At 65.2% G+C, this 16,093-nt stretch carries 12 protein-coding genes; 9 read left to right on the forward strand and 3 right to left on the reverse strand.

Annotated features, from left to right (window positions below):
- Nucleotide 1: 1 nt before the first annotated feature.
- On the reverse strand, nt 2–832 hold the full coding sequence (locus VITFI_RS15685) for a sterol desaturase family protein (protein WP_198301527.1): 831 nt from the start codon (nt 830–832) through the stop codon (nt 2–4).
- 178 nt (nt 833–1,010) lie between these two features.
- Between VITFI_RS15685 and VITFI_RS15690 the strand changes: the two genes are divergently transcribed.
- Nucleotides 1,011–1,451 (forward strand): TetR/AcrR family transcriptional regulator, encoded by a 441-nt coding sequence (locus tag VITFI_RS15690; protein WP_157725722.1) that lies wholly within the window; start codon nt 1,011–1,013, stop codon nt 1,449–1,451.
- A gap of 690 nt (nt 1,452–2,141) precedes the next feature.
- Here the strand turns inward: VITFI_RS15690 and ltrA are convergent.
- The gene (ltrA, locus tag VITFI_RS15700; protein ID WP_198301528.1) at nt 2,142–3,422 is read right to left on the reverse strand and encodes a group II intron reverse transcriptase/maturase; all 1,281 of its coding nucleotides are present in this window, start codon (nt 3,420–3,422) and stop codon (nt 2,142–2,144) included.
- A gap of 724 nt (nt 3,423–4,146) precedes the next feature.
- On the opposite strand from ltrA, the gene VITFI_RS15705 reads away from it, so the two are divergent.
- Genes VITFI_RS15705 through VITFI_RS15725 form a run of 5 tightly spaced genes read left to right on the forward strand, consistent with a single transcriptional unit; the run spans nt 4,147 to nt 12,484 of the window.
- The gene (locus VITFI_RS15705; protein WP_089417783.1) at nt 4,147–4,341 is read left to right on the forward strand and encodes a hypothetical protein; all 195 of its coding nucleotides are present in this window, start codon (nt 4,147–4,149) and stop codon (nt 4,339–4,341) included.
- A gap of 52 nt (nt 4,342–4,393) precedes the next feature.
- Nucleotides 4,394–5,332, forward strand: coding sequence for a chromate resistance protein ChrB domain-containing protein (locus VITFI_RS15710; RefSeq protein WP_089417784.1), 939 nt, complete (start codon nt 4,394–4,396; stop codon nt 5,330–5,332).
- On the forward strand, nt 5,329–6,672 hold the full coding sequence (chrA, locus tag VITFI_RS15715) for a chromate efflux transporter (RefSeq protein WP_089417785.1): 1,344 nt from the start codon (nt 5,329–5,331) through the stop codon (nt 6,670–6,672). The genes VITFI_RS15710 and chrA overlap by 4 nt, the downstream gene beginning before the upstream one ends.
- A 43-nt stretch (nt 6,673–6,715) precedes the next feature.
- Complete coding sequence (locus tag VITFI_RS15720) at nt 6,716–9,769, forward strand: VIT domain-containing protein (protein ID WP_089417786.1); 3,054 nt, start codon at nt 6,716–6,718, stop codon at nt 9,767–9,769.
- Between the two features lie 15 nt (nt 9,770–9,784).
- Nucleotides 9,785–12,484 (forward strand): cation-translocating P-type ATPase, encoded by a 2,700-nt coding sequence (locus VITFI_RS15725; RefSeq protein WP_089417787.1) that lies wholly within the window; start codon nt 9,785–9,787, stop codon nt 12,482–12,484.
- A gap of 1 nt (nt 12,485) precedes the next feature.
- Here VITFI_RS15725 and prpF read toward each other — a convergent pair whose 3' ends face one another.
- Nucleotides 12,486–13,691 (reverse strand): 2-methylaconitate cis-trans isomerase PrpF, encoded by a 1,206-nt coding sequence (prpF, locus tag VITFI_RS15730; RefSeq protein ID WP_089417788.1) that lies wholly within the window; start codon nt 13,689–13,691, stop codon nt 12,486–12,488.
- A gap of 67 nt (nt 13,692–13,758) precedes the next feature.
- Between prpF and greB the strand changes: the two genes are divergently transcribed.
- From greB to VITFI_RS15745, 3 genes are all read left to right on the forward strand, one after another.
- Entirely contained in the window at nt 13,759–14,328 is a 570-nt protein-coding gene (greB, locus tag VITFI_RS15735) for a transcription elongation factor GreB (protein WP_089417789.1), read from the forward strand.
- Entirely contained in the window at nt 14,321–15,598 is a 1,278-nt protein-coding gene (locus tag VITFI_RS15740; protein WP_089417790.1) for a DUF445 domain-containing protein, read from the forward strand. The genes greB and VITFI_RS15740 overlap by 8 nt, the downstream gene beginning before the upstream one ends.
- Before the next feature lie 158 nt (nt 15,599–15,756).
- Nucleotides 15,757–16,086 (forward strand): DUF485 domain-containing protein, encoded by a 330-nt coding sequence (locus tag VITFI_RS15745; RefSeq protein ID WP_089417791.1) that lies wholly within the window; start codon nt 15,757–15,759, stop codon nt 16,084–16,086.
- Nucleotides 16,087–16,093: the final 7 nt, after the last annotated feature.

Genomic DNA, 16,093 nt, shown 5'->3' on the forward strand with positions numbered 1-16,093 from the left:
CTCAAGGCTCACGGCGCTGCGCCGGGGACGCCGACCGCAGTGGCAGCGCCAGCAATTGCAGCCATTGCGTGTTGGCGGGGTAGGCGGTCCGATCCGGCACGCCCAGCGCGGCGGGCGCAACGCCGGGCAGGCGGTAGCTGCCAAAAAGCTGATCCCACACGCTGAACACGGCGGCGTAGTTGCGGGCTTCCGCCGGGTCTGCGCTGTGGTGGAAGCGGTGCAGCTCGGTGCCGATGAACACGCGGTTCAACCAGCCGGCCCGGATGTCCACATTGAAGTGCGACACCAACCCCTGAAACCCGTTGAACACCGCCGCTGCAAACGCCGCTTCGGGCGTCAGCCCCAACCCGATGGCCGGCAGCAGCAACACGATTCGCACATACGCACTCTGAATGGGGTGCCCGGCGGCGTGCATGAACACATAAACCTGTTCTGGCAAATGGTGCAGCACATGCGTGCGCCACATCCACCGGCCCAACCGACCTCGGCCCTCGTGGCAGTAACGGTGCAGCCCGTACCACGCCAGATCGGCCAACGCCGCTGCGATCAGCGCTTGCACCGGCCACGGCAACCCAGAGGCCCCCAGTGAGCACAACACCCGATGCCCCACCAGCCAGGTGATGCCGTGGGTGGCCGCCACCATGGCCGCGCCGTTCACCACCAGCATGGGCAGGTCTCGGACGAAGAACAGCGTGCGGGTCATGCCCCAGTCTGGGCGCATCGGCATCCAGCGCTCCAACAGCAGCAGCACGGTGATGAGGGAGCCCAGGTACACCGGGTAGGCCGTGCCCACGGGGCCGAAGGTGCCAGCGGCTTCGGCGGCGATGTACACCAGGGTGAGCCCCAGCGCACCCAGGGTGCCAGGCGAGCGGAGAGGGTTTGCATCATGGTGGGCTGTGCTTGAGTCAACATGCCACCATGATCGGAACACCCCCCTGCGCATCGCAAGCCATCCTCGGGGTGGACTGTCTGATAACAGATGGATCGCCGCCACATGTTCAGCAACTGCCATGGCCAAACCTTCTTCTGAGCCGGATCGCCGCATTGCCAAAACCAAACTCGCCCTGCGCGATGCCATGCTTGCCCTGCTGCCGCACACCGGGTGGGATGGGCTGTCCATCCAAGCCCTTTGCGAGCGGGCCAACATCGGGCGCTCCACCTTCTACCTGCACTACCAGGGCAAGGATGATTTGTTGTCCGACAGCCTGGCCGGCCAGCGGGCGCATTTGACCGACGCCCAAGCCGACAAGCCCGCCGGCTTGCCCATGCTGCGGGGCTTGTTGGCGCACATGGTGGAACAAAGCGAGGTGTTCCGGGCCGTCATTGGCAAACGGGGCAGCCACGCCATTGCTGCGCGCTTCAAAAACATGGTGCGGGAGGTGGTGGAGGTGGAGGTGGAGCTCCAGCGCCGGGCGGTGCCGGCCGAGGCATGCCCGTGGTTGGCCAGTTAGAAATTTAGTAGAATCCAAATCCCGCAACGCAACCAATGAGGTTTGAAATGCCAATCAAGTGCAATGACACGGACGCTTTGATCGAATTCGTAAAAGGAAAATATCCTACCGCAGTTTTCACTAATCCAACTGCAATTCAGCAAAAAATTAATTTTCCTTGCGGGCTCGTCATGAATATATATAACACGGGAACAGTCAACTTTCAAGGAAACAGTCATGGAAATACAATAGCCGAATATTTGATAAAATATATTAATTTGATTAATCAGTGAGATAAAATTATGAGAAAAATAGAGTTTACTTGTGATTCTTGTGGTGAATTACATTCAGTCGATACTTCTGAATTTGACTACGAGGCTGTTGATTCTGATGAGCGCCAGATGGGAACGGAAACAACATACGAAGGTGAATTGACAATAACATGTGAATGTGGTGCAGAAATCTCAGTTACACATCGTTTTTGGGAGTACCCAGAAGGGTCACCACCAAATCATGAAGAGGTTGACATAGATGGAGGAACCCCAGCATAAACAATATTACCTCAAAAGGCGATGATTAAATTCATCAGAAATTTCTAATCGGGTAGCCGGGGGTCTTTAGCCCCCAGCTCCCACACCACCCACCATGCGGGTCCGCAGTGGGCGGTTCAACAAGTCGGCTCGCTCGACGAAGCTCGCTTCTCTTTCTCGCTCAGGTGTACCCCTGAGCTTTCTTCCATAGGGCCACCACACTCACCAGGCCCGTCTCGTGCAACCTCTCGTTTGTCAACGCGATTCGCAACGCCGGACTCCTGGCCATGCGCCAGTTCCCCTTGCCACTCAGTCCGTGCCTAAAGGCCATGCGTCTATTCACGCCCAGCCTCAACAACTCCCGGATCTTCGTCCTGCTCCTCTTCCACCGTTTCCAGTAGACCGATCGCATCCGCCTTCTGATCCATTCGTCTAGCCCCGGCACAGTCCTCCAATACTGGCTGATCCCAAAGTACTGCATCCACCCTCGCACGTACTCCCTGAGCTTGCCCAAGCGGTAGTCCATCGACACCCCCCAGCCTTTGCTCGTCAGTCTGCGCACTCGGTTTTTGAAGCCCTCCAGCGCCTTCTTGTGCCACCGTATCTTGCCCGCCTTGATCGTGAAGCCTAGGAATTTGCACTCTCCCATCGGCGCAACCTGGCTCTTCGCCTGATTTACCCTGAGCCTGAGTTTTGCCTCCACAAACCTCTTGACGCTGTGCATCACCCGATGCCCCGCCCTCAGGCTGCGCACCAAAATCACCACATCGTCCGCATAGCGCGCAAACCTGTGCCCTCTGCTGTGCAGTTGCTTGTCCAGCTCGTGCAACATCACATTGCCCAGTAACGGCGACAGCGGCCCGCCTTGTGGCGTCCCCACTTCGCTCGGCTCTACGCGGTATCCCACCAGCACCCCTGCTCTCAGGTAGTTGCCTATCAACCTCAGCAGCACCTTGTCCCCGATGGTGCGGCCCAGCAGCCCCATCAACACGTCGTGATTGACCGTGTCGAAGAACTTGGCCAAGTCCATGTCCACCGCGAATTTGTAGCCCTGCTTCACGTCTTGCTGCACCTGCTTGATCGCCTGGTGTGCACTGCGGCCTGGTCGGAACCCGTAGCTGTTCGGGCTGAACTCCACCTCGTACAGCGGGCTCAGCACCTGCGCTATGGCTTGCTGGATCACCCTGTCCATCACGGTCGGGATGCCCAGCGCCCTCTTGCCTCCTCCAGCCTTCGGGATTTCCACCCTCCTGACCGGCTGCGGCTCGTAGCGCCCTCGCTCGATCTGCTCCTTGATCCTGGGCCAGTGTTGCCGCGCTTGTTCCGGGTAGTCCTCCACCGTCACGCCGTCTATGCCCGGCGCTCCTTTGTTGGCCCTCACCCGCTTCCACGCCTTCAACAGGTTGTCCCTGTCCAGCACCTTTTCTAGCAGTCCTTCTCGCTTCACTTCGTCTTGTCTCAAGGCTCGTTTCTCACCTCCACCGCCGCCCGCACACCTCCCCCGCTTCGGGTTCACCGGTGCCGTCGAGATGGCTGTGTCTGCTCCTTGTCTCTCGTTGTTCGGCCCTTCAGCGCGCTTACCCTGCGCCCCTACTATGGCCTCTGCTGACTTCTGCACCATCACGCAACGTGTTGCCACGCCACGCGCTGCATGGCTCGCAAGGGCGCTGCCTGTTTCTTCGTCTCGCAGGGGGCAGCTCCCCACGGCGCTAGGACGTTGATAACCCGGTACATCCCATTCCGGGATCCTTCCTTGCAAAGCGTTTCCTTCCATGCCGCACGTGATGCAGACCTCCCCAGGTAAGAACGTGAACTGTCGATGCACAAGCGCCACATCTACCCTAGACGCTGTACCATCAGACTTCGCCATCCAGTGCCGGCTCGTCTGGCGTCCTAGGCCTCCTCTATGTGGTTTCTGTCCGTCGCCTCGCACCTCTTGTCTACGGCTTCCTCCAGACCCCGCCTCGCAGCGACGCCCTTGCCCTCGACTCGTGGTTGTCCTGCTCGCTCTCCGAGTCCAGGCCGGTACTCCCACAGGGGACTTCCACCTCACGCCCATGCTGGGCGCACACAGGGCAATCAACCTGACGTCCCGCAAAGTCCGTGCCTTCGGTGCGTGCTTTTAATGTTGCAGGTGAACTCCAAGTTATGTGGCGGGCGGCATCGTCGAGGTGATGTCGTGGTGAGTGGACGCGCCGCACCCCCCGGCCATTGAGGCGCTGGAGCAACGCCTGGATCACCTGGCGGAAGCGGCGATGGCGATGGCGATGGCGATGGCGATGGCGATGGCGATGGCGATGGCGATGGCGATGGCGATGGCGATGGCGATGGCGATGGCGATGGCGATGGCGATGGCGATGGCGCGGGGGCCTCGAGCGTGAGCAAACAGGGTGATGCTGTGACATGATCTCTACAAAAAATGTAGAGATCACAATGAATCAATGGCTTCTGTGCATCACCAGCCTGCCCACTGAAAACGCCACCGCCCGGATGCGGGCCTGGCGTTCGCTCAAAGCCAGTGGCGCGGCGGTGCTGCGCGATGGCGTGTACCTGCTGCCGCAACAGGATGCGTGCCAGACGCTGTTGAACTCGGTGGCTGCGGATGTCATCCACCATGGCGGGTCGGCCTGGGTGCTGCGCGTGGCCGAGCCCGAAGGCGCCCCATTCACAGCCCTGTTTGACCGCAGCGCGGACTACGCCGTCCTGCTGGATGAGCTGCAAGCCCTGCGCACCGCGCTGTCCACCGACACCGCCGCCGACACCCACAAAGCCCTGCGCAAGCTGCGCAAAAGTTTCCAAGCGTGCGTGGCCGTGGATTTTTTCCCCGGCGAAGCCCAGCGGCAAACCGAACACGCCTTGGCGCTGCTGGAGCAGGCCTGCGCCCGTGCGCTCTCACCGGACGAACCCCAGCCGCTGGATGTGACGCTGGAGGTGCTTCATCTACACGACTACCAAGGCCGAACTTGGGCCACACGTCAGCGCCCATGGGTGGATCGGCTGGCCAGTGCGTGGTTGATCCGGCGGTTCATTGACCCCCAAGCCCGGCTGCTTTGGGTGGCCGAGCCGCAGCACTTGCCCGCCGACGTGCTGGGCTTTGACTTCGACGGCGCCCGCTTCAGCCACACGCCGCATCTGGTGACATTCGAGGTGCTGGCCGCCAGCTTTGGGTTGCGCCAACCAGGGCTGGCCCGCCTGGGCGCGCTGGTTCACAGCCTGGACGTGGGGGGCGTGCGCCCACCCGAAGCGGCGGGCGTGGAAAGCGTGCTCGCCGGCCTGCGCACCGCCTTGCCCGATGACGAAGCCCTTTTTGCCGCCGCCTGCGCCGTGCTGGACGGCTTGTTGACCCACTTTTCCACCCCCACCCCACCATGAAACCTGACACCCCCATGCCCCCCGAGGTGAGCTTTTGGCAAGCCTTGGCCTTCTGGCTCAAACTGGGCTTCATCAGCTTTGGCGGCCCGGCGGGGCAAATCGCCATCATGCACACCGAGCTGGTGGAGCGCCGGCGCTGGATCTCCGAAAAGCGCTTCTTGCACGCGCTCAACTACTGCATGCTGTTGCCAGGGCCAGAGGCCCAGCAGCTCGCCACCTACATCGGTTGGTTGATGCACCGGAGCTGGGGCGGCATCGTCGCGGGGGCGCTGTTTGTGCTGCCTTCGCTGTTCATCCTCATCGCGCTCTCGTGGCTTTACATCGCTTGGGGCGAGCAACCGCTGGTGGCGGGGTTGTTTTACGGCATCAAACCCGCCGTGACGGCCATCGTCGTGCAGGCAGCGCACCGCATCGGCGGGCGGGCGCTCAAAAACGGCTGGCTGTGGGGCATCGCCGCAGCGGCGTTTGTGGCGATTTTTGCGCTCGGGGTGCCCTTCCCGGCCATCGTCGCGGTGGCGGCGCTCGTCGGCTACGTGGGCGGTCGCATAGCACCGGCCAAGTTCCAAGCCGGTGGTGGCCACGGCAAGGCCAAAGCCTCTTTCGGCCCGGCGTTGATCGACGATGACACGCCCACCCCCGCCCACGCCCGCTTCGCCTGGGGCCGCCTGAGTGCGGTGCTGTTGGCTGGCGCCTTGCTGTGGGCCTTGCCCATGGGGCTGCTCACCACCAGCTTGGGCTGGAACCACACCCTCACCCAGATGGGCTGGTTCTTCACCAAAGCGGCCTTGCTCACTTTTGGCGGCGCCTATGCCGTGTTGCCGTACGTCTACCAAGGCGCCGTGGGCCACTACGGCTGGCTCACCCCCACCCAGATGATCGACGGGCTGGCCTTGGGTGAAACCACACCGGGGCCGCTCATCATGGTGGTGGCCTTCGTGGGTTTTGTGGGGGGTTATGTGAAGGCGGTGTTCGGGCCGGAGTCGCTGTTCTTGGCGGGCGCCGTGGCGGCCACGCTGGTGACGTGGTTCACCTTCTTGCCCTCCTTCGTGTTCATCTTGGCCGGTGGGCCGCTGGTGGAATCGACCCACAACGACCTGAAGTTCACCGCCCCGCTGACCGCCATCACCGCCGCTGTGGTCGGGGTGATCGTGAATTTGGCGTTGTTTTTTGGTTACCACGTTCTGTGGCCGCAGGGCTGGGGCAGTGGGGTGGACGGGGGCTCGGCGGTGATCGCTGTGGCGGCGGCGGTGGCGCTGTTCCGGTTCAAGCTGGGGGTGATTCCCGTGATCGCAGGGTGCGCCTTCATGGGCCTGTTGGGGCGTTGGCTGGGCCTGGCCTGAGGTCTTCCCTAAACTCCATCCTTCCCACTTGGAAGGATGCTGTATGCGCCCGCTGCGTTTCTCCCGCGCCCTGTTCCGGCGCTCGGCCCTCGGATGGGCCGCGTTGAGCTGCTGTGTCGCCAACGCGGTGGCGCAGGTGGGGCCTTCCACCGCGTTGACACCGCCTCCGCGCACCTCGCCCCCCATCACCGTGCCGCCACCGGAATTCGGGCTGCGCGTGATCAGCCCTCCAGCGCGCCAGCCGATTGAAATCGCCCGGGCCAGCCTGCGCACCGAGATCGTCGGCCAAGCGGCGCGCACCCAGGTGGAGATCGTCTTCAAAAACCCCAACGCCCAGGTGTTGGAAGGTGAGTTGCAGTTTCCGCTGGCGGAGGGTCAATCGGTGTCCGGCTTCGCGCTGGACATCAATGGAGAGATGCGCCCCGCCGTCCCGGTCGAAAAAGCCAAGGGCCAGCAGGTGTTTGAGGACACGATCCGCCAGCGCGTCGATCCGGCGCTGCTGGAAAGAACCCAGGGTAACAACTTCAAACTGCGGATTTACCCGTTGCCCGCGCACGGCGAGCGGCGCGTGTCCATTGAGCTGGTGGAAACCTTGCCGGTGCGCCACGGTCAAGCGCTGTACCGCGTGCCCCTGCAATGGGCGCAGCATGTCGGCCAGGTTGAAATGGACGTGCGGGTGGCCGACGTCGCCGCCCGCCAGGTGCGCCTGGGCCGAGGTTTGACGGCTGCCAGCGTGCGCCCGCTGGCCGGCGGGGGGGCCGGGGCACAGGTGGTGTGGTCGGGCCAAAACGTCACGGCGCGCCAGCCCATGGAGCTGAGTGTGGCGGTGGGGCGCCAGCCGTATGCGGCCACCCAGTCGTTTGACGGGGAAACCTTCTTTTATGCCGAAGTCCCCGTGCCCGAGGGCTACCACGCGGCGCCATCCGCTGCCGCCCGCCCGGTGGCCCGACCGCAGCGCCTGGGCTTGATTTGGGATGCCTCCGGCTCCGCCGCCCGGCGCGACCTGCCCCGTGAGCTGGCTTTGCTGGACACCCTGTTCGCCACCTGGGCCAAGCAGGGTGAGGCGCCGCTGCAAGTGGAACTCGTCGTCGCCCGGGACGTGGCCACGCCGCCGCAAACCTTCACCATTCACCGAGGGGATTGGCGCGCCCTGCGCCAAGCGCTCGAATCCCTCGCCTACGACGGCGCCACCGCCACCCAGGCGCTGGCCCCCATCCCCGGCTGTGACGTGAACGTGCTGTTCAGCGATGGTTTGCCGAACTACGGCGCCACCGTGGCGACACCCACCAGCGCGGCAGCCTCAGCGGCGGTGGTGCATGCGGTGCAATCCAGCGTTTCGGCCAACACAGCGTGGCTGCGCCAGCGTACCGAAGCCAGCGGCGGCCAGTTGCTGGATCTGACCCGCACCGGGCCGACCGACGCCGCCCAAGCCCTCACCCAAGCCTCGGGCCGCGTGACCGGCTGGCAAGGCGCGGGCCTGCGCGATGTGGTGATCGCCTCCCGCCGACCGGATGCGGGTCGGGTGTTGATCGCCGGGGTGCTGACCGAAGCACAAACCACCCTGACGCTGTCGTTTGAAACCGCCACCGGCCAGATGCGCCAGGTGAACGTGCCGCTGCGCAGCGATGCACGCGGCGCACTGGCCGCCAGCCGCTGGGCCAGCCTGATGCTGGACGCCTGGGAAGCCGATGCCGACGCCCGCCGGGGAGACATCCTGCGCCTGGGCCAGCGTTTTGGTTTGGCGACGAGCCAAACCTCGCTCATCGTGCTGGACAGCGTGGCGGACTATGTGCGCCACGAAATTGCCCCGCCCGCCTCGCTGCGCAACGAGTACCAACGGCTGCTGGCGCAAAAAGGGGCCGAGCAGAAGAACGTCGAGCAACGTCATCTGGCGCAGTTGGTGGAACGCTTCCAAGCCCGCGTGGCCTGGTATGACAAAGACCATCGCGCAGAAGCTGCGCGCCGCGCAGCGGAACGGGCACGCTTGGCAGCAGAACGCCCGCAAGCGGCGCAGGAACAAGCGGTGCCCATCCCCCGGCCACTGACGATGGCTCCCCCACCGCCACCCGCCCCCGCGCCCCTGCCCACCGCCGCGATGGCCGCCCCGCGCCCCGCTGCGCCACGGGCGGATGCAGCCCCCGGAGCAGGCACCCCGCCGGCCCTCCAAGCCACCACCACCCTGGCGGCTTGGCAGCCCAGCGAAGAATTCAGCCGCCGCATGCAGGCCGCCGACGCCGAACAAGCCTACGCCATCTACCTGCAAGAGCGCCCATCGCGCAGCCAAAGCACGGCGTTTTTCTTGGAAAGCGCCGAAGCCCTGTTTGCGAAAAAAGCCGACGCGCTGGCGTTGCGCATCCTCTCCAACCTGGCGGAAGTGGCTTTTGATCAACGGGCGGTGCTGCGCATCTTGGCTTATCGCTTGGAGCAGGCCGGGCGCCTCGATCTGGCCTTGCCGATCTTGCAGCGCGTGCGGCAACTGGCGCCGAACGAGCCGCAATCGTGGCGCGATGTCGGGCTGGCGCTGGCGAAACAAGGGCGGACGCAAGCGGCCATCGATGCGCTGTGGCATGTCGTGTCCCGCCCATGGGATGGGCGCTTCCGTGATGTCGATTTGACGACGCTGGCCGAACTGAACGCGGTCATCGCTCGCGCCCCGGCCTCCCCTGCGCTCAACCTCAGCGCCATCGACCCGCGCTTGCTGAAAAACCTCCCCCTGGGCCTGCGCGTGGTGCTGCGCTGGGACGCGGACAACACCGACATGGATTTGCATGTGCTCGAACCTTCGGGCGAAGAAGCCATGTTCGCCCACGCATTGACCGAGCAGGGCGGCAAGATGTCCGCCGACGTCACTGGAGGCTACGGCCCCGAGGAGTACGCACTGCGCCATCCGCTGCCGGGGGTGTACCGCGTCCGCGCCAAGTTCTTCGGGCATCGGCAGCAGACCGTGGCCAACACCACCACGGTACAAGCGCAAGTCAGCACCCAATTCGGCACCCCGCAGCAGCAAGATCAACTGCTGACCCTGCGCCTGAATGGCGCCGGGCAGATGGTAGACATCGGCAGCATCAGCGTTGACGCGCCCACTCAGAAACCTTGACCGCCGTTCCCAACCATGACGCCTGATCCCTCCTCCCATCCGGCCCCGCTCTGGCACGCACAATCCCCCGCGCAAGTGGCCGAAGCGCTCGGCACCGACGCCGAACGTGGCCTGTCTGCCGCCGAAGCCGCCGCCCGGCTGCGCACCCACGGCCCCAATCGCTTGGCGGAAGCCCCGCGCCGCCCGGCGTGGATGCGCTGGGTGCAGCAGTTCACCAACCCGTTGGTGTACGTGCTGGTGATCGCCGGCGTGATCATCGGGCTGTTGGGCGACACGGTGGACGCCAGCGTCATCGCGGGCGTGGTGCTCATCAACGCCCTCATCGGTTACGTGCAAGAAGGCAAGGCCGAACAGGCGCTGGAAGCCGTGCGCAGCTTGCTGGCAGCCCGGGCACTGGTGATCCGCGAGGGAGCCCGGCACCCCATCGATGCCGGCGAGCTGGTGCCGGGGGATGTGGTGTGGATCGAGTCGGGCGACAAGGTGCCCGCCGATGTGCGTCTGTTGCGCGTCCACCGCTTGCGCATCACCGAAGCGGCGTTGACGGGCGAGTCGGTGCCTGTGGACAAGGACGTGGCCCCCAACCCCACCGAAGCCAGCATCGGCGACCGCACCGCGATGGCGTACACCGGCACGCTGGTGGCCAGTGGGCAGGCGCTGGGCGTGGTGGTGGCCACGGGGGCGCACACCGAGATCGGGCGCATCGGCGCTTTGGTGTCCGATGTCACCCCGCTGGCCACGCCGTTGACGCGCCGCTTGGATGGGTTCGCCCGGCAGATCACTTGGGCGATTGTGGGCGTGTCCGGACTCACGCTGGCCTGGGGCCACTGGGTGGCAGGCTTGGCGTGGTTCGACCTGTTTTTGGCGGTGGTCGGGCTGGCCGTGGCGGCGATTCCGGAAGGTTTGCCGGCGGTGGTGACCATCGTGCTGGCCATCGGTACACGCATCATGGCGCGGCAGCACGCCATCATCCGGCGCTTGCCAGCGGTGGAAAGCCTGGGCTCGGTGGGCGTGATCTGCACCGACAAAACGGGCACCCTCACCCGCAATGAAATGACCGCCGTGCGCGTGGTGTTGCCCGAAGGCGAGCTGCGCGTCAGCGGCAGTGGTTATGCGCCCGAAGGCCGCTTCGAACGCCACGGCACCGGCGTGCCTCCCGACGAGGTGCCCGCGCTGGCCCCGCTGCTGCACGCCGCCGCGCTGTGCAACGATGCCCGCTTGCACGCCCAACCCGATGGCACTTGGCAGATGGTGGGCGATCCGACCGAAGGCGCCCTCGCCACCCTGGCCCACAAAGGCGGGTGGCCCGCCGCTGACCTGGCCGCCCACTGGCCGCGCCGCGACACGCTGCCGTTTGAGTCCGAACGCCAGTTCATGGCCACGCTGCATGAGGGGCCGCAGGGGGGGTACGTCGTTTACCTCAAAGGGGCGCCCGAGCAGGTGCTGGCGCGTTGCCACAGCGTCATGGGCGGCGCTCCGTTCGAGGCCGCTGCGTGGCTCCAGCGGGTGCAGCAGGCGGCCTCAGCGGGAGAACGTGTACTGGCGCTGGCCCGCAAAACGGTGGGAGGCTCCAAACTCGACGCCCCGGCGTTGGCATCGGATTTCGAACTGCTGGGCTTGATCGGCATCATCGACCCGCCGCGCCCTGAGGCGGTGGCGGCGGTGGCGCAGTGCCAAGCGGCGGGCATCCGCGTCATCATGATCACGGGGGATCATGCCGTCACGGCGGCGGCCATTGGGGCACAACTGGGCTTGCGGGCCGAGCGTGCCCTCAGTGGCCGTGAGCTGGAGGGTTGGGACGATGCCACCCTGCGCCAGCAAGTGGCCGATTGCGATGTGTACGCCCGCGCCACACCGGAACACAAACTGCGCCTGATTGCCGCGCTGCAAGCCCAAGGCCATCTGGTGGCGATGACCGGCGACGGCGTGAACGACGCTCCCGCCCTCAAAGCCGCCGACATCGGCGTGGCCATGGGTGGCAAAGGCACCGACGCCGCCCGCGAAGCCGCCGACGTGGTGCTCACCGACGACCACTTCGCCACCATCGCCCACGCGGTGCGCGAAGGCCGGGTGGTGTTCGACAACATCCGCAAAGCCTTGGCCTACATGCTGCCCACCAACGGCGCCCAGGCGGGGGTGATTTTGCTGGCCCTGCTGGCGGGGTTGCCGTTGCCGATCACGGCGGGGCAAATCCTGTGGGTCAACACCGTGACGGCCATCACCTTGGCGCTGGCCCTGGCGTTTGAACCGGCTGAACCAGGGGTGATGCAGCGCCCGCCGCGTCCACCGGGGGAAGCACTGATCACGCGGGCCATGGTCGGGCGCATCCTGTTTGCAGCGGGGCTGATGGTGGCGGCGACGTTCGGGGTATTCCATTGGGAGCTGTCACGCGGCAGCGAGGTGGCGGTGGCGCGCACCGCCGCCGTCAACACCCTGCTGGTGTGCGAGGTGTTTTACCTGTTCAACCTGCGCCAAGGTGAACACCACGCTTGGCGCTGGGCCACCCTGGCGGGCAACCCGGTGGCGCTGCTCATGGTGGCGCTGTTGGTCGGGTTGCAGGCGGTGTTCACCTATGTGCCGGCGGTGCAAGCGGTGTTTCAGAGTGCGCCGTTGGTGGCCTCATCTTGGGGCGTGGCATTGGGCCTGGGGGGCGTGTTGTTTGGCGTGATCGAAGTGGAAAAAGCCGTTTGGCGCCGGCGCCAAGCCCAACCAAGCTGAGTCAGAAACAGCCTGCCGGCACGCGCACCCACCCCTCCATGAGAATGCGCGCACTGCGGCTCATCACCGCCCGGGTCACGCGCCACTGCGGCCCGGAAGGCCCGTCGCAGCACGCTGCCGTTGCGCCCACGCGCAGGGTGCCGGAAGGGTGCCCGAAACGCACCACAGCCCGCGCCGCACCCCCTGCCGCTTGGCTGACCAGCGTGCCCGGAATCGCCGCCGCTGTGGCAATGGCCACCGAGGTGGTGCCCATCATGGCGTGGTGCAACTGGCCCATGGACAGGCCCCGCACCAGCAAATCGACGTCGCCCGCCGCGACGGTCTGGCCATTGGCGGCCCGGTAGGTCGCCGGCGGCGCCACCATGGCGATCTTGGGCGAGTGCTGGCGCGTGGCAGCTTCCTCCGGCGTGCGGATCAAACCCATGCGCAACGCCCCGGCCACGCGGATGGCTTCGAACCGCGCCAAGGCCACCGGATCGCGGTTGATCCTCTCGCGGCTTTCGGTGCAGGTGTAACCCAGATCGGCAGCGCGAACGAACACCATCGGAATGCCCGCTGTGATCAAGGTCGCGGCGATGCGCCCGCCCGGCACCACGTCCTCGGGCACGCTCAGCTCGTCCACCGTCTGGCCGGTGGGGAACAGCGCCCCGGTGTCATCGTCCGCCGGATCGAGAAATTCGAGCACGATTTCCGCCGCAGGGAAGGCCACCCCATCGAGCATGAACGCACCGTCTTCCTGCACTTGGCCACCCGCCACGGGCACATGCGCCAAGATGGTTTTGCCGATGTTGGCCTGCCAGAGGCGCACGGTACACACCCCGTCCTGCGGCACGCGTGCGACGTCCACCAGGCCAGCATGCAGGGCGAACGCCCCGGCGGCTGTGGTGAGGTTGCCGCAGTTGCCCGACCCGTCCACCAAATCCGACGTGATGGCAACTTGGGCATACAGGTAATCCACATCGTGCCCTGGCCGTGTGCTGCGCGACAGGATCACACACTTGCTGGTGCTGGACGTGGCACCGCCCAGGCCGTCGATGTGTGCGGCGTAAGGGTCAGGGCTGCCAATGACACGCTGCAACAAACGATCCCGCGCTAGGCCGGGCACTTGGCAGGCGGTGGGCAAATCATCCAGCCGAAAAAACACACCTTTGCTGGTGCCGCCGCGCATGTAGGTGGCAGGAATGCGGAGAGGGGACGCAGAACGCATGGGGTGCAAGCTCCAACACAATCACGCCATCCTGCCTCAAACCCTGCTGTGATTCGATTTTTGTGCCATGAGCCCAGCCTCCCGTTCTTCCCCCAGTGCCAGTGACCACGACGATGACGACACCGGCGGCCTCCCGCCCCTGCCCGCCGGCACCCGCAACTACATGACCCCCGCCGGCTACGCCGCCCTGCGCGCCGAGTTGCTGCACCTGATCGATGTGGAACGGCCCAAAGTGGTCGAAGTGGTGCATTGGGCCGCCTCCAACGGCGACCGCTCCGAAAACGGCGACTACCTCTACGGCAAAAAACGCCTGCGCGAAATCGACCGGCGCATCCGTTTCCTCACCAAGCGGCTGGATCTGGCAGAAGTGGCCGACCCCTCGCAGCACTTCGGCGGGGATCAGATTTTTTTCGGTGCCACCGTCACCTACGCCAACGCCAAGGGCGAGGAGCGCACCATCACCATCAAAGGCATCGACGAGGTGGATCACCTGGCCGGTGAGGTGAGCTGGATTTCCCCCGTGGCCCGCGCCCTGCTCAAAGCCCGCGAAGGCGACGAGGTGCGCCTGATGACCCCCGGCGGGGTCGAGGTGCTGGAAGTGATCGAGGTGCGTTACCCCGCCCCGCCCCATGCCTGATAACGCCGATCCCCGCCTCGCCGCGTTGCGGCGCCTCCAGGCGGTGGCCACGGGCGCGTTGCTGGTCGCCATCGCGGGCTGGGTGATGGGCCATGCCATGGGCGCCCAAGGGGGGTGGGCTTGGGTGATCGCCGCGTGTGAAGCCGCCACCATCGGCGCCTTGGCGGATTGGTTTGCCGTGGTGGCGCTGTTTCGCCGCCCGCTCGGGCTGCCGCTGCCGCACACGGCCATCGTGCCGCGCAACAAAGACCGCATTGCCGACCACCTGGCGCAGTTCGTCCGCGACCATTTCCTCGCCCCCGACGTGCTATTGCCCCATCTGCGCACCCTCGACCCCGCCGCGCACCTCGGCCAATGGCTGCGCGACCCCGCACGGGTGGCCCAAGTGGTGAACGTGGCCCGCTCGGCCTCTGCTGAACTGCTCGCCCTCTTGGAAGATGAACGCCTGGCCGACGCCCTGCACCGCCTCCTGCGGGAACAGGCGCGGCAGTGGAACGCTTCGGCCAGCGTCGGCCAAGTGCTGGGGTTGCTGACGCGCGGAGAGCGCCACCACGCCCTGCTCGACGCCGGCTTGCACCAAGTGGCCCACTGGCTGGGTGAAGAGCCGGCGAAAAAAGCGCTGGCCGCCATGGCGTTGCGCCACATCCGCAAAGAGTGGCCTTGGTTGATCGGGCTGGCGGAACGCTTCGCGTCCGTGCCGAACATGGCGGATTCGCTGGCCGCGCAAGTCAGCGCCTCGGCGATTGCCGAACTGCGCGAGGTGCTGGCCCAGCCTCACCACCCCTTGCGCCAGCGTTACGACGCCTGGGTGAACGCCCAAATCGAACGCCTGCGCCACGATCCCAGCCTCATGGCCGATGTCAACGCCCTGAAAGATCGGACGCTGGACGACCCCGTGTGCCGCGCCTACGTGGACACCCTGTGGCGCGACATCCGCGCCGTGCTCCATGCCGATTTGGCGGCCCCCGACTCTCACGTCGCCCGCCACCTGGCGCAGATGTTGACCCTGCTGGGCGAACGCCTGGCCGAGGATCCGGCCCTGCGCGCAGCCCTCAACACGCACCTGGAACACCTCGCTGGCGACCTCAGCCAAACGGTGCAAAACGGGCTGTCCGAGCACATCGCCCGCACGCTCAAAGCTTGGGACGATGAACGGCTGGTGACCCAGATCGAACGCAGCGTCGGGCGCGATTTGCAGTTCATCCGCCTGAACGGCACGCTCATCGGCGCCATGGCGGGATTGGTGTTGCATGCGCTGCGCGTTTTGTAATGCAAAACTCAATATCACGCCCATGTTACAAAGTTGAGCAAAGTTGTCGGAGTCTTGCGTTCAGCTTTCAGCACAGCGGGGGGTCTGTGAATGCCTTGAGCAGGTGGAGCAAGCGGATTTACCCTGCCGTGCTTTTCCTTATTGAGGAGACATCTCCCATGTCACAACAACAGATTTACCAACGAATCCGCGAGCACCCGGACTTCAACCGTTTGGTGCAAACACGCAGCCAGCTCTCTTGGACGCTGGTGGCCGTGCTGATGGTGTTGTTCTACGGCCTGATTTTGGTCGTGGCGTTCAACCCATCGATCATGGGCCAGCGCCTGGGCGGTGAAACGTCGGCGTACACCCTGGGGGTGGCCGTGATTTTCAGCATGTTCGTGTTCTTCTGGGGCCTGACCGCGCTGTACGTCAAACGCGCCAACACCGAGTTCGATGAACTCACCCTGAAGATCGTCCAAGACGCCAGCAAGGGAGCCCGCAAGTGACCATCCC

The sequence above is a fragment of the Vitreoscilla filiformis genome (assembly GCF_002222655.1).
Lineage (GTDB): Bacteria > Pseudomonadota > Gammaproteobacteria > Burkholderiales > Burkholderiaceae_C > Ideonella > Ideonella filiformis.

Coding starts and splice junctions, on each gene's coding strand:
- VITFI_RS15740 (WP_089417790.1), top strand. CDS start 14,321: ATGCCTGATAACGCCGATCCCCGCCTCGCCGCGTTGCGGCGCCTCCAG.
- VITFI_RS15745 (WP_089417791.1), top strand. CDS start 15,757: ATGTCACAACAACAGATTTACCAACGAATCCGCGAGCACCCGGACTTC.
- VITFI_RS15720 (WP_089417786.1), top strand. CDS start 6,716: ATGCGCCCGCTGCGTTTCTCCCGCGCCCTGTTCCGGCGCTCGGCCCTC.
- chrA (WP_089417785.1), top strand. CDS start 5,329: ATGAAACCTGACACCCCCATGCCCCCCGAGGTGAGCTTTTGGCAAGCC.
- prpF (WP_089417788.1), bottom strand. CDS start 13,691: ATGCGTTCTGCGTCCCCTCTCCGCATTCCTGCCACCTACATGCGCGGC.
- VITFI_RS15725 (WP_089417787.1), top strand. CDS start 9,785: ATGACGCCTGATCCCTCCTCCCATCCGGCCCCGCTCTGGCACGCACAA.
- VITFI_RS15710 (WP_089417784.1), top strand. CDS start 4,394: ATGAATCAATGGCTTCTGTGCATCACCAGCCTGCCCACTGAAAACGCC.
- VITFI_RS15690 (WP_157725722.1), top strand. CDS start 1,011: ATGGCCAAACCTTCTTCTGAGCCGGATCGCCGCATTGCCAAAACCAAA.
- greB (WP_089417789.1), top strand. CDS start 13,759: ATGAGCCCAGCCTCCCGTTCTTCCCCCAGTGCCAGTGACCACGACGAT.